Source organism: Bacillus sp. z26 (genome assembly GCF_058313635.1).
The window spans coordinates 99,692-112,807 of record NZ_JBZFQM010000005.1 but is presented as its reverse complement, the minus strand read 5'-3'; the positions used below and the strand labels follow the sequence as shown (position 1 = coordinate 112,807).

The window sequence follows — 13,116 nt, the reverse complement described above, 5'->3', positions numbered from 1 at the left end:
CGGCCCATCAAATCGGAGCTGTATCCATTTTCCGCTTTAGCAACACTGCCTTTATGGCACTATAACTGATTTCATCGGGAAGCTGTTCTTTTATTGGCTTTAAAAATTCACTATCTGACTTCTCAATTGCCTGTAAAATCTGGGTCTCCTCATCAGGTGAAAAGAAGTAGTTCCAATCAAACGGCAACCCTTCCTCTACACAACGGAGCAAGTGCCCTTCAACTGTAATTGGAGACAATTCTCTCTCCTTGGCTATGTCCTTCAACGTATGACCTTGTTTATATAATTCGTACGTATCCAAATGTGAATTAGCTGATCCAGCCTTCGCTTTTTTCACTGCCGGCTTAATTTCATCTGCCGCCGCAACCGATACCTCATATTCATTTTCCTTTAAAAATCCACTGATTACCTCTACAAATCGAACGCCATATTTATCAGCCTTTTGGGCACCGACCCCTTTAACCTCAAGGAAGTCACCCGTAGTCTGTGGCAGTTTTATACACATATCATGCAAAGCTTGATCGGAGAAAATTAAATATGGCGGCACTTTTTCTTGACCTGCAATTTGTTTTCGAAGGTCACGCAGTACTTCAAATAAAGGATCATCTTTTGAAATGGTTGCAATACGCACATCTTCTTTTCTCATTACCGTTCGTTTACCGAGCAATACTTCCTTACCGGCAGGTGTTACAAATAAAAGTGGATATTGCCCGCCTGTAATTCCAATCAATTGCTCAGAGGTTAGAAAATCGATAAAATCAGCTACCTCTTTCGTCGATTGATTTTTCATCAGCCCGTAAGTAGATAAGGATTGAAAGTTCTGTTCAAGCAGTTTTTTATTAGATGAGCCTGTTAACACCTGAGCAATCATCGTTTTTCCAAAACGTTCACCCGTCCTGATCATACAGGATAAAACCATTTGCGCATCCTTTGTTACATCCTTGGTGCTTCTTTCATCCAGGCAATTGGAGCATCGTCCGCAATCCTCTGCCTTCTGTTCACCAAAATAGTGCAGTATATAGGACTGCAGGCAGCCTTGTGTATGGCAATAATCACGCATTTGATAGAGCTTTTGCAGCTCTTGATTTTTATGATTCTCGTCCCCAAATGATTGATCGATCAAAAAACGCTGAACCTGTACATCCTGCTCAGAATGAAGCAAAATACATACACTCGGCAAGCCATCACGTCCGGCACGACCAGCCTCTTGATAATAACTTTCCATATTTTTAGGCATTTGAGCATGAATCACATATCGTACATTTGATTTATCAATCCCCATGCCAAACGCATTGGTTGCAATCATGATGGAAATTTCATCGCTCAGAAATCTACTTTGCTCGATGTCACGTTCTGCACTTGATAGACCCGCATGATACCTGCCAACGGCGATGCCTTTTTGCTGAAGGCGCTCATATAGATGATCCACTGTTTTTCTTGTAGCGCAATAAATAATCCCAGATTCTTGTTTATTTTCCCTTACATATGCATCAATATATTTTTGCTTATTCTGCCCCTTTACGACCTGGAAGCTTAAATTCTCCCGTTCGAATCCGGTTATGACCGTACGTGAATCTTCAATATTCAGAGATTGGCGTATATCTGCCTGTACCCTCGGAGTAGCTGTTGCAGTTAAAGCCAGGACAACCGGGTTTGAATCCAATTGTTCAGCTAATGATTGGATTCGTAAATAACTCGGGCGGAAATCATGTCCCCATTGTGATATACAGTGGGCTTCATCGACGGCAATTAATCCAATCGGCAATTGGCGAATTTCTTCGATAAATCCCTGTGATTCAAGTCTTTCAGGTGCAAGATATAATAGCTTATAAGCACCCTGATGGATATCATACAAACGATCATTCGCTTCACTCGCGGTTAAGGAGCTATTAATAAAGGTTGCGGGAATACCTGCCTGGTCCAGTGAATCTACCTGGTCCTTCATGAGAGAAATTAATGGAGAAATAACGAGGGTAACACCTGGTATCATCATCGCCGGGATTTGGTAACAAATCGATTTACCCCCACCTGTCGGCATAATTCCGAGTGTATCGATCCCTTGTAATACCTGCTCAATAATTCTGGCTTGTCCATCGCGAAATTGATCATACCCAAAATACTTTTTTAAAAGAGAGCTTGCTTCTGTAAGCATAAATTCCCTCCTCCGTTCATTTATCATTCTACCTTTCATTATAGCTTATCTGCCTCTACCAATTCTAGTAAGGCAGAACAGCGGTGTCACAAAATCTCAAAAAACAATTCCAATATTATGGTAAAATGGCAGCAAGCAATGATTGAGATTTCCTAATGCTACCTGATTCCCTAGTAATGCTTAAAACAATATGAGGTGAAATTAGTGAGAACATTAGTCTTGTACGCTTCTCTATTGATATTGGCAGCAAGCCTACTATCCTGTCAAAAAATGGACGATGGAGTATCTTTCAAATCAATCTATTCAAACAACGACATAAATAAAATCATAATCAGAGATAGAAACTTAAAATTTAAAGAAATAACTGACAATGAAAGTATTAACAACTGGACAGAAAAGGTTGGAGAGATAAAATTTATTCGTGACGAAAATCAAAAAGAACGAGATTTCCTTTTAATTTATGATGGTTGTTTAGTTAAAGCATTTCATCAAGATCAAGAGATTGGTGACTTTAGGCAAATAAAATTAAAAGATGTGTACTATAAAGATAACGCTGAATTTAATAAGCAGGTAGAATTGTTGTGTAAATAGAAGTTAGAGTTTTCTTATTCGCCCATCGGAGACGTTGATTCAATAACGGAGACAGCAAAAACTATCTCTTTTTTGTTTCAGGAAGGCAAATTAATCGCAAGTTAAACTAGGTGTGTTGTTTATCCGCATAAAAAATAAGACAGATAGCACAGAGAATGGATTTGCACTCTCTTACTATCTGACTTTTTCTATTCTCGATCATAGACAGCAAATATGATTTGTCTACTCACGAAGTTGTGTACTCTTTTGGTGATTCTTCTTTTATTTCTTTCACATTTTCTTCATCAAAGAAGAACCTGTAATCCATTGAGTCCACCAACCATTTCTTAGCCTTCTCATCATAAATCAGCGTAACCTCATAGGTATCATTTTGATCTTCAAATTCAGGAGTTTCATCCTTATAATAGTAATCACCCTGACTCTTGATAAGGGCATCAACATTGGCCTTCCAAGCTTCCTCTTCGTATGAAATCGCAAATGAATTAAGGTCGAATGTCGTACTCAGGTATTTCCCTTTGAATAATTCCTCAAATACCTTAGCTTCATCAATTTCTTCCTGAACAGACTGCTTGAAATCTTCAGTGGCCCTTGTCATTTTGGAAGTAGTACCGCTCGTAATGGCAATCAGACTTTCACGAGTATTCTGTACCACCGTATCCATGATTTGTTTTTGTGTTTCTTCATTTTCCCCTAGATTAATCTCTGTATAAGTACTGTGAATTTCTTTTTCTTTTGTTTTAATGGTCCCCCATGGAAGTTCAGCCTCAATAGCTGCCTTCATGGTTCCGTCTGTTAAGACCGGTCCAAATTCTTCGTTCTGAAATGGATTTATTCCTACATCTTTACCATTTATATAGAGTTTCCCCTTAAGTTCAACTTCTTCCGAGTCAATCGATGTATCAATATGCACATCTTCGCCTTCTAGATACAAATCAACTGTAGGCTGATCTCCGCCATGTGTTGTTATAGAATCTTCAACGACTAAGTCAACAAAATCAGTTTTTAACTTTGCTTTTACATCATGGATACCTGGAACATACGGCCCATATGTTTTTACAAAATCAGCTTGATTCGCTTGATCCACTTTTTCGTTATTAATATATAATTCTGTATCCTTATAATTAGTTTCTACTGTTAAATAGGCAGAATCAATCATTAATTGATATTTGTCATAAAAGATAAACTTTCCATCTTGGAGAATAGTAACCATTTCATCAGATGTGGAGCTGAAGAGATCGTCAAAGTTTTCAGCATCCTCCTGTAAATCCGTCATTTCCGATTGATTTCTTAAAGACTCTACGGTTACCTTTATTTCGTCTGGATTCTCTTTATAATATTTCATAAATGCCTTAACGGTTTCTTTGTTTATATCAAGCTTTTTATCATTTGAATGTAAAAGTTCTGCCATTGCCTTTTCATCATGATTAATTAATGCTTCTTCAAAATTATTGATTAATCGTTCTTTCGAAAAAAGACTTTCCCCAATTTTATAAGCGCCAATCAAAAGTATCGCAGCTACTACTCCGGCAATAATCCATTTCTTTTTTTTGGGCGACATCGGTTTTCTTTCAGAAACACTTTGAGAATTGGAAACCTGCATGTTCGTTTGTTGATGAACTGGTGTGCCGCACTCCTTACAAAATTGGGCATTTCCACTCAGTTCTTTGCCACAATTCTTACAGAATTTCATCCTTATTCCTCCATCAATTATTGGTCTATGAATAATCAAAATATCTTATGATTACTATCAATCAATGTATGACTGAATATTGGTTATTAGCGAATCAAAAAGCATTTCTCCCATAATCAATATGACAAGAAAAGTAAGTATGTAAGTCAGCAAAGTTCCATATACGGCATCCAAACCTTCACCAGGTGAACTTTTTTTATAGAAAGTAATTAGAACAGGAACCGCGATATATATAGATCCAATCAATCCAATTGCCAGGAAATAAACAAATAGGCTTACTTCTAGAATGGACAAGACAAGTCCGACAGTGAGAATAAAAACAAAAGGAATAAGCAATAATCCAAATCTAGAAAATACTTCTTTAAACGTTACATTCACACCTCCCAATTTGATAGACATATAGGTAAAAGCAGATACTAATACCATAAAGATTGCAAAAGAAAAAAATGGCTGTATAACGACGTCCATAAACGGTAGCGTGATATTATAAGCTGTTGAAAAACTGAATAAACTCAAGCTGTTTATGACTCCTTTTATTCCAAAGTAAATCATTAGCGGCATGAACAAGCAGTATAAAATTAACGTGATGATTGCATAAGTAAAATGTTGATTTTCCATGGAAGCATGGAGGCTCGCATATGGTTTTTTTAGTACATCCATAAAATAGGTGAAATATTGTTTAGATTGATCCTTTGTCTTTTTTAAATAGTCCTCTGTCCGGTAATTCTCACTACTTTCAGCATTCGCTTGGGATAAAGGTTGTTGACTATTATTTTCAGCTGTTTCAACTAACTGATTGCCACATTCTTCACAAAATCTCCCTCCTTCATTTTCGTGACCACAACGTTGACATTTCATCTGAATCTTCTCTCCTTTTCCTCTATATTCTTTAAATTTCAAAATCAAGCCATCTTATACCGGAATTATAGGTATATAGACCTATAAAATATTATATAAATTTTTTTCCTCTTAATCACTTTTTTTGTGATAAAAATCAAAAAATTCAAAATAAACATTCCTCTATTAACATGAATTGGATAATTTAAGGACTATTTTTTCGGAAATTATTTAAAAGAGATAATCTTTTTTTCTGAAGAAATTAGAATATACATTTAATCCATCTTTTCCTTCTTTTTCGCTGACTTCCTCTCTTCACTAACTCACCATAGTCCTCTATACGCTAAAAAAACCGCTCACTCTAACGTAAGCGGTTTTGGTTAGGAAATATAAATCAAATCTTTACCTCTGTTTGCTTTTTTTGTGGCATCTGCTCAGGCTTTACACAATTTATATCATCCAAGCTTTTAAAGGTATATCCTCTCTTTTTCAAATCCGTAATAACACGGCCCAGGGCTTCTGCATTATCCCTGGAGACTGAATGTAAAAGCAATATGGCTCCGGGATGAATTTGGGCCATAATCTGATCATAGGAGTGTTTCCAGCCCTGCTGACGATTCACATCCCAATCCAGGAAGGCAACCGACCATAAAATGTGCTTATACCCAAGGTTATTAGCCGTCTGGAGCGTACGTTCACTAAAGATTCCACGAGGCGGTCTTATATAGGCCATTTCTTTTTGCCCAGTAATTTCCTCTGTTTTCTTCTTAACCTTATCCAATTCCTCTGCTATTTTCTCATCAGATACCTGTGTAAAGTCTGGATGACCCCAGGAATGGTTACCGATTATATGTCCTTCCTTCACCATTCTTTTCACAAGAGGTTCAGCTGTATTCAAATAATGCCCTGTTACAAAAAATGTAGCCGGTACTTTATGTTCTTTCAATACATCCAGCACCTTTTCCGTGTATCCATTTTCATATCCATTATCAAACGTTAAGTAAATCTCTTTCTTTGTTGTGTTTACTTTATAGATCGCTCCATATTTTTCAACAACTGCATTATATTTTGGCCCCGCATCTGCAGGTTGTTCATTCTTCCCCTTATTAAATCCCCAATCATACCGAACATTTGAAATCGCCTCCGCGACACCAAAGAATGTACTCGAAAGTATGATGGCAGATAATCCGGTAATAAGCCATTTCTTCACTGTATTCCCTCCTGCTTTTACTATTGATAGAGATAGTTTTTATCATAGTAAAGGAATTTATGCAGTCGCTTTAGTCAATGTATGGTTATTATTTAGTTTTAAGGAAATCTCCTCCCCCTAAATAAAAAGGCAAATCCTAATGGTTTTAGGATTTGCCTCATACTACTTACTTATGCTTTATCGGGTTCTGTGTCCGGTCGATTTTGAAAGCTTTGAAATTTCTCCTCAATTGAATCCACGATTTCAATTAGGCGGTCAATATCTTCAATATCTGCTGTTTCAGGCTCTATACGGTCTAAAACCTCCATAAATAACTCAAGTCGGTCTTTTAGGTATTTTACTTGTTCATCTTTGTTATAAATTGGTGTTGTCAAACTAATTCGGCTCCTTTCATGCATAAATCTTATCCTAAACGATAGTAATCCAAATCGCAACTAGTCACTTCTCTTTTTCCCTAAAGAAAGAAGCTTCAACCATTCCCGGCTGAAGCTGTTCAAAATCTCAAATTTATGCAATTAGTATGGTCTGTTTTCTGCTCTGAATTGATAAGAGACATGATCCTGAATGGGTATCCAGGCTCCTATCCCTTGTGAGGTCACATTTCTTACTGCAATTTCACGTTTGCTTCCTTTTAACTGCAAATAGACCTCACCATACGTAACTTTCCCTTTTTCATTAATGGCAGGTGCATATCCATAAAGATAACCAAGTCTCATTGGGGGAATATTATATACTCTATCTTTCTTTGTTCCGCCACCAACAACCGTTTCAAACGCAAGTGGCAGTTTCGACTTTTCAGATGCTCTAGCTAGCATCATTTTTTTTATATCGTCACTGGATGGAACTTTAGCTGTCAATCCACCTCGAACAACTTTTTGTGCTTCTTGTACATAATGAATTTGGTGATTCGTATCCCCTCCGCGATTATCATAAAAATTTGTATTAATTTTTTGGTACTCCCAATTTGGAGAGGTTTCCATGGATTCATAATTTAAAGCCCATTTACCTAAATAAACGGTAGCCCGATACCAAAAAGCAACAGGATTATTTCCAATATTGGTTTCATTAAGCATGTGAATCAGTTCAGGATTTTCAATTTTCACATTGCTGGATTCAAGTAATTGTTTGGATAAGTCACTTGGCTCCAGCATAGGCGTGTCCTGACTGGGATTCGGATACGTATTTTCTTTATTAATCGATAAAACGGAATCCGGAATTTTATACTTGGCATCCTCCACCTTAGGTTCAGGTCCATCCTTTGGGGCAGCCCAATTATGCTGAGCAGGAATGATGATAAGCATGGCGATTACGATCAATATAAAAGCATTTTTTCTCATGCTTGAAGCTCCTTTCATACATACAAAAAAGAATGATTGTGCATTTATTTTCCCTCTTTAGCAAAAAATCTATTCAGAATGCAATTATTCTTTTATCCGTTCTGTAAGACCATCATAAACAAGCTGTAAAACAGGGTAAAAGACATTTAATGCCTGCTTATAATACGCGTATTTGTAACACTTTTGTAAAAATCAGAATATTTACAATTCTTATATCTGCTGCTATAATGAGATTAACATATTGTAAAGGAGGCGAAATCAACAGCCGGAATAACTACGGGGAGGAATGCTTATCGAACAATCCTCACACAAGAAAACATAATGTGGATTTCGTCACGAAATTAAAAAATTTTGTATAAGGATGTGACTTATAAAGCTAACTAACATGACTGTTTTATAAACGGTAAGACTCCTTTAAAAAGAAAACTTAACGTTGGAAAGATTAGAATGTAGTTAGACAAAACTTATGAAGAATCAAATGATAAAAACATAAAAAGACTCTGAATCTAAAGTAGATCAGAGTCTTTTTATATGTTTTTATCATAATAGGAAAAATCCGATTCCCATAATTAAATACGCAGCAATTAAGGTAAGGCCTTCAAACCAGTTTGTTTCCCCATCGTTTGTAATGACAATCATTAAAAAGACAGATAGCACCATGGCCACCAGTTCAGGCATTGTAAAAACGAGCGGCATTTGCGTTTCAAATAATAAAGAGATCAGAACTAACGCAGGTGCTACAAACATGGCCACCTGCAAAGTGGAACCAACGGCTATTTCAACAGCAATATCCATTTTATTTTTATAAGCAAAAATTATAGCAGATGCATGCTCAGCTGCATTTCCAACAATTGCCACAATAATGACCCCAATAAACAGTTCAGACCATCCCAGCTGGTCCCCTACATCTTCAAATGTATGTACCAAATTCTCTGACACATAAGCTACTGCCACAGTTGCTAAGGCAAGAATCATAATCGCCCATTTTTTACTCCACTCTGCTTCTTCAACTTCTTCTTCTAGATGAGTCAATTCATCCTTACGCTGATAAACTCCTCGATGAGTCACCAGTCTAAAGAACAAAGCTGCCAGATATAAACAAATCAAAATAATAGAAATACCTGCACTCATAACCATTTGGTTGTTCGCTTCCATTTCCCCGGCAAATACCTCAGGAATGATAAAAGCAACCAAAACACCAAATGTCAAAAGCCCTGCATTATGCCTGGCATCAAATACATTAAATTTTTGCCGCTTATACTTAATACCGCCCAAGAAAAATGAAGCTCCGGCAACTAATAATAAATTGCCTATGACACTCCCCGTCAAAGAGGCCAATACAATTCCAACCAGTCCCGCTTTCAAAGAAAAAATAGATATTATCAGTTCAACTGCATTACCAAATGTTGCATTTAACAGTCCGCCGATTCTCGGTCCGGATATGATGGCTAAGCTTTCAGTTGCTCTCCCCATAAAACTTGCTAATGCAATAATCGTTAGACAATACACAGCAAACATTAATAGGCTTGGCCAATGTAAAATAGAACCCGCAACAGAAACTGGTAGCCCAATTATTAACATAGCAAAAAATATTTTTTGTCCCATCCCTCAAATTCCTTTCCAAACTAAATATATCTCTTTAATTCCCAAAAAAATATTAAATTACTCCTCTCAATTTCTCTTGCTAAAGTTTACAAACAATTCTAACATGGACTTCAGATAGGTAGAGGAGCGATAAAAATGAACTATCAGAAAATCAGATTTTCCGCACTTATTATTTTGGTTGCCGTTTCAGGTTTCTCACAGGGGATGCTATTACCGTTAATTGCCATCATTTTTGAACAAGATGGCGTCAGCTCCGGACTAAACGGATTAAATGCTACTGGACTTTATCTTGGAATTTTATTAATCTCACCCTTTATGGAAATTCCTTTGCGAAAATTCGGGTATAAACCTCTGATTGTTTTCGGCGGACTGTCTGTCATTATTGCATTTTTATTATTTCCGATTCTTAATACTTTTTGGTTCTGGTTTATCCTCCGTATGATCATTGGGATTGGCGATCATACGCTGCATTTCACTACCCAAACATGGATCACTGCTTTTACTCCAATGAACCGTAGAGGCAGAAATATATCGATTTATGGATTATCCTTCGGGATCGGTTTTGCTGCAGGCCCATTATTAACCAATCTAATTGAAATCAATCGAACATTGCCCTTTGTAGTTGCATCTGCCATCAGCTTAGTTGCTTGGTTAACCGTCTTCTTATTAAAAAATGAATTTCCGGATGAGGATTTGGAAACAACCAATGTTTTCGGTACTTTATATCGCTTCAAAAAAGTGGCCAAATATGCATGGGTCGCCTTCTTACCTCCTTTTGGATATGGCTTTTTGGAAGCATCTTTAAACGGAAATTTTCCTATTTATGCACTCCGGCTTAATATGGATGTCCAACAAGTCTCCATCATTCTCCCTGCTTTTGCAGCTGGTAGTATTATTACTCAAATTCCCTTAGGGATATTAAGTGATTCTTTAGGAAGGAAACGTATCCTGCAATATGTCCTTTTTGGTGGATTTTCTATCTTCTTAACAGCGGCCTTAATTGAACAAACTGTTACAGGATTATTTATATGCTTTTTTATTGCAGGGATGCTCGTCGGTTCAACATTCTCTTTAGGAATCAGTTATATGACCGATTTACTGCCTAAACAACTGCTTCCTGCCGGTAATATTATTTGTGGTATTGTTTTTAGTCTAGGAAGCATTTCCGGTCCGTTTTTTGGCGGCTTGGCCATTCAATATTTGCCAAACGGAAATTTCCTTCTGGTCATCAGTATCATTCTATTGCTGATTTTCATTTCTCTTAATCAGTTTAAACAAAAATCATATACCAACCACATTCAATCCTCTGTGTAAGCAGAGGATTTTTTAATTCAAGATGTTTAATTGTTTCGTATACTCTCTCTAAATATCCTTTTTTAAAACCTCATAGACAATAATATAAGTTTCCTACTTTCCCAAAACAATTCCCTTAACATATTAGGCTATACATGTTATAATGATACGTAGATAATAATTATTATAAATAAGTGGTTAAATTATTGCTGTCACAGTATTTGTGGCAGCAAAAGTTGTTTTATAAGCTTAATGACTTTGAACATCATTCTCAATTAGAAATGGAAAATAGGTAATAGATGAAATCTATTCTCAATTACGGGAGGTTATTGACATGGAGACGGCTCTGAATAAAATGAGCGCGAAAAATTCACCTAAACCATCCAATAAATGGAAAGAACTAAGAGATAAACTCACATCCAATTGGGAGCTTTTAGCTGCCGGTTTAAGTGGTATTCTGATTTTATACGGATGGTTATTGTCTACAAAGGATTCGGCTTCTGCATCTGCGTTCATCTATATCCTGGCTTATGTGATTGGCGGTTATGCAAAAGCTAAAGAAGGAATCACGCAAACAATAGAAGAAAAAAAACTAAATGTGGAACTTTTAATGATTATGGCTGCAATTGGTTCAGCCATCATTGGATATTGGACTGAAGGAGCAATCCTGATCTTTATTTTCTCATTGAGTGGCGCACTTGAAACATACACGATGAATAAAAGCCATAAAGAAATTTCTTCATTAATGGATTTACAGCCAGAACAGGCTTTAAGGATTATGGATAATACAGAAGAAATTGTACCCGTATCTTCCTTGAAAGTTGGAGATCTAATTCTTATCAAACCTGGAGAACGCATTCCCTCTGATGGGAAGATTTCATATGGCGAAAGCACCGTTGATGAAGCGGCCATTACTGGAGAATCGATTCCAGTCAGTAAAAATGTCCAAGATGAAGTTTTTGCAGGAACAGTTAATGGACATGGAACTATAAAGGTACGAGTTACGAAGCCCAACAGCGAAACATTGTTCCAAAAAATTATCACACTAGTTCAAAATGCACAAAGTGAAAAATCTCCTTCTCAATTATTTATCGAAAAATTTGAGGATATCTATGTAAAAGTAGTTCTTATCGTTGTAGGAATTATGATGTTCCTCCCACATTTTGTGTTGGGATGGTCCTGGACCGAAACGTTTTATCGTGCAATGGTGTTATTAGTTGTAGCTTCACCATGTGCACTGGTCGCTTCCATCATGCCGGCGACTTTATCTTCAATCTCGAATGGCGCTAAAAACGGAATTTTATTCAAAGGCGGTGTCCATCTCGAAACCTTAGGTAATGTTAAAGCCATCGCATTCGATAAAACCGGGACACTTACTCAAGGAAAACCAGTGGTAACGGATATTTTAATCCGTGATGATATCGATCGAAAAGAATTTTTATTTAGTGTGGCTTCCCTTGAACAAAATTCGAATCATCCTCTGGGTCAATCCATTGTTAAATTTGTGGAACAACAATATCAACAGACATTGCCACGTATAGTTTCAGAAGAGATATCCGGATACGGTGTTCAAGGATACGTAAACGGACACTACTGGAAAATTGGTAAGAAAGATTTTGTTGGACATGAAGCTGCTTTATCATTTGAAGATGGAGCTGCAATTGAATTAATGTCTGAGGGGAAAACATTATCCTACGTAGAAGATGAGAAGGGTATAGCTGGAATTATCGCTTTAAAAGATGTCATCCGTAAAGAGACTGCAGAAGCACTCCATACTTTAAAAGAATTAGATGTATACACTTGTATGCTGACTGGAGATAACGAGCACACAGCTCAAGTCATCGCCAAAGAAAGCCAATTATCAGGGTTTGTGGCTGGTTGTTTGCCTGAACGTAAGGTAGAAGAGGTTAAAAAGCTAAGGGAAAAATATACAACTGTGGCTATGGTAGGAGATGGTATTAATGATGCACCGGCTTTAGCAACTGCTTCTGTCGGAATTGCCATGGGTGAAGGCTCTGATGTGGCTCTTGATACAGCGGATATTGTCCTGATGAAAAATGATTTACCAAAAATAGCTGAGGCCATCCAATTATCCAAACGTATGAATCAGATCATCCGCCAGAATGTAATTTTTTCTATTTTAGTCATTATGGTTTTAGTGGCATCAAACTTTTTCCAGGTACTAGACCTCCCCTTTGGCGTAATCGGCCATGAAGGTAGTACTATTCTTGTCATACTAAACAGCCTCCGTTTGCTAAAATCTAAATAAGCTGGATAGTCTATTTAATCCCAAATCAACCATGGGTGGAGAAAAACCGTTTTGTTTTCTCCACTTTTTTGTATCTTCATATCACTATTCTTAAGAAAACTATACATTTCGATACAATAACATAAATGCCAA

General features: G+C 36.9%; 10 protein-coding genes. 3 read left to right on the top strand and 7 right to left on the bottom strand.

Features of this window, described 5'->3' with window-relative positions:
• Nucleotides 1–7: 7 nt before the first annotated feature.
• A complete protein-coding gene (gene recQ, locus AC4G3K_RS15025) occupies nt 8–2,152 on the bottom strand; it encodes a DNA helicase RecQ (protein ID WP_491133814.1) in 2,145 nt (714 codons plus the stop codon).
• Nucleotides 2,153–2,356: 204 nt separating this feature from the next.
• On the opposite strand from recQ, the gene AC4G3K_RS15020 reads away from it, so the two are divergent.
• A complete protein-coding gene (locus AC4G3K_RS15020) occupies nt 2,357–2,743 on the top strand; it encodes a hypothetical protein (protein WP_491133813.1) in 387 nt (128 codons plus the stop codon).
• Nucleotides 2,744–2,969: 226 nt separating this feature from the next.
• Here AC4G3K_RS15020 and AC4G3K_RS15015 read toward each other — a convergent pair whose 3' ends face one another.
• From AC4G3K_RS15015 to cax, 6 genes are all read right to left on the bottom strand, one after another.
• Entirely contained in the window at nt 2,970–4,433 is a 1,464-nt protein-coding gene (locus tag AC4G3K_RS15015; RefSeq protein ID WP_491133812.1) for a zinc ribbon domain-containing protein, read from the bottom strand.
• 57 nt (nt 4,434–4,490) lie between these two features.
• The gene (locus AC4G3K_RS15010; RefSeq protein ID WP_491133811.1) at nt 4,491–5,291 is read right to left on the bottom strand and encodes a hypothetical protein; all 801 of its coding nucleotides are present in this window, start codon (nt 5,289–5,291) and stop codon (nt 4,491–4,493) included.
• A 373-nt stretch (nt 5,292–5,664) separates the two neighbouring features.
• The gene (gene pdaA, locus AC4G3K_RS15005) at nt 5,665–6,465 is read right to left on the bottom strand and encodes a delta-lactam-biosynthetic de-N-acetylase (RefSeq protein WP_491133885.1); all 801 of its coding nucleotides are present in this window, start codon (nt 6,463–6,465) and stop codon (nt 5,665–5,667) included.
• A 185-nt stretch (nt 6,466–6,650) separates the two neighbouring features.
• Nucleotides 6,651–6,854 (bottom strand): SE1561 family protein, encoded by a 204-nt coding sequence (locus tag AC4G3K_RS15000; RefSeq protein ID WP_491077831.1) that lies wholly within the window; start codon nt 6,852–6,854, stop codon nt 6,651–6,653.
• 141 nt (nt 6,855–6,995) lie between these two features.
• Nucleotides 6,996–7,781 (bottom strand): YfkD family protein, encoded by a 786-nt coding sequence (locus AC4G3K_RS14995; RefSeq protein WP_491077970.1) that lies wholly within the window; start codon nt 7,779–7,781, stop codon nt 6,996–6,998.
• 576 nt (nt 7,782–8,357) lie between these two features.
• On the bottom strand, nt 8,358–9,422 hold the full coding sequence (gene cax / locus AC4G3K_RS14990; RefSeq protein ID WP_491133810.1) for a calcium/proton exchanger: 1,065 nt from the start codon (nt 9,420–9,422) through the stop codon (nt 8,358–8,360).
• A gap of 135 nt (nt 9,423–9,557) precedes the next feature.
• Between cax and AC4G3K_RS14985 the strand changes: the two genes are divergently transcribed.
• On the top strand, nt 9,558–10,736 hold the full coding sequence (locus AC4G3K_RS14985; protein WP_491133809.1) for an MFS transporter: 1,179 nt from the start codon (nt 9,558–9,560) through the stop codon (nt 10,734–10,736).
• A gap of 313 nt (nt 10,737–11,049) precedes the next feature.
• Complete coding sequence (locus AC4G3K_RS14980; protein WP_491133808.1) at nt 11,050–12,984, top strand: heavy metal translocating P-type ATPase; 1,935 nt, start codon at nt 11,050–11,052, stop codon at nt 12,982–12,984.
• Nucleotides 12,985–13,116: the final 132 nt, after the last annotated feature.

Bases quoted from the DNA above. Each gene is read 5' to 3' on its own strand.
- AC4G3K_RS15015 (WP_491133812.1), bottom strand. From the start codon at position 4,433: ATGAAATTCTGTAAGAATTGTGGCAAAGAACTGAGTGGAAATGCCCAA.
- AC4G3K_RS15010 (WP_491133811.1), bottom strand. From the start codon at position 5,291: ATGAAATGTCAACGTTGTGGTCACGAAAATGAAGGAGGGAGATTTTGT.
- AC4G3K_RS14980 (WP_491133808.1), top strand. From the start codon at position 11,050: ATGGAGACGGCTCTGAATAAAATGAGCGCGAAAAATTCACCTAAACCA.
- cax (WP_491133810.1), bottom strand. From the start codon at position 9,422: ATGGGACAAAAAATATTTTTTGCTATGTTAATAATTGGGCTACCAGTT.
- recQ (WP_491133814.1), bottom strand. From the start codon at position 2,152: ATGCTTACAGAAGCAAGCTCTCTTTTAAAAAAGTATTTTGGGTATGAT.
- AC4G3K_RS14995 (WP_491077970.1), bottom strand. From the start codon at position 7,781: ATGCTTATCATCATTCCTGCTCAGCATAATTGGGCTGCCCCAAAGGAT.
- AC4G3K_RS14985 (WP_491133809.1), top strand. From the start codon at position 9,558: ATGAACTATCAGAAAATCAGATTTTCCGCACTTATTATTTTGGTTGCC.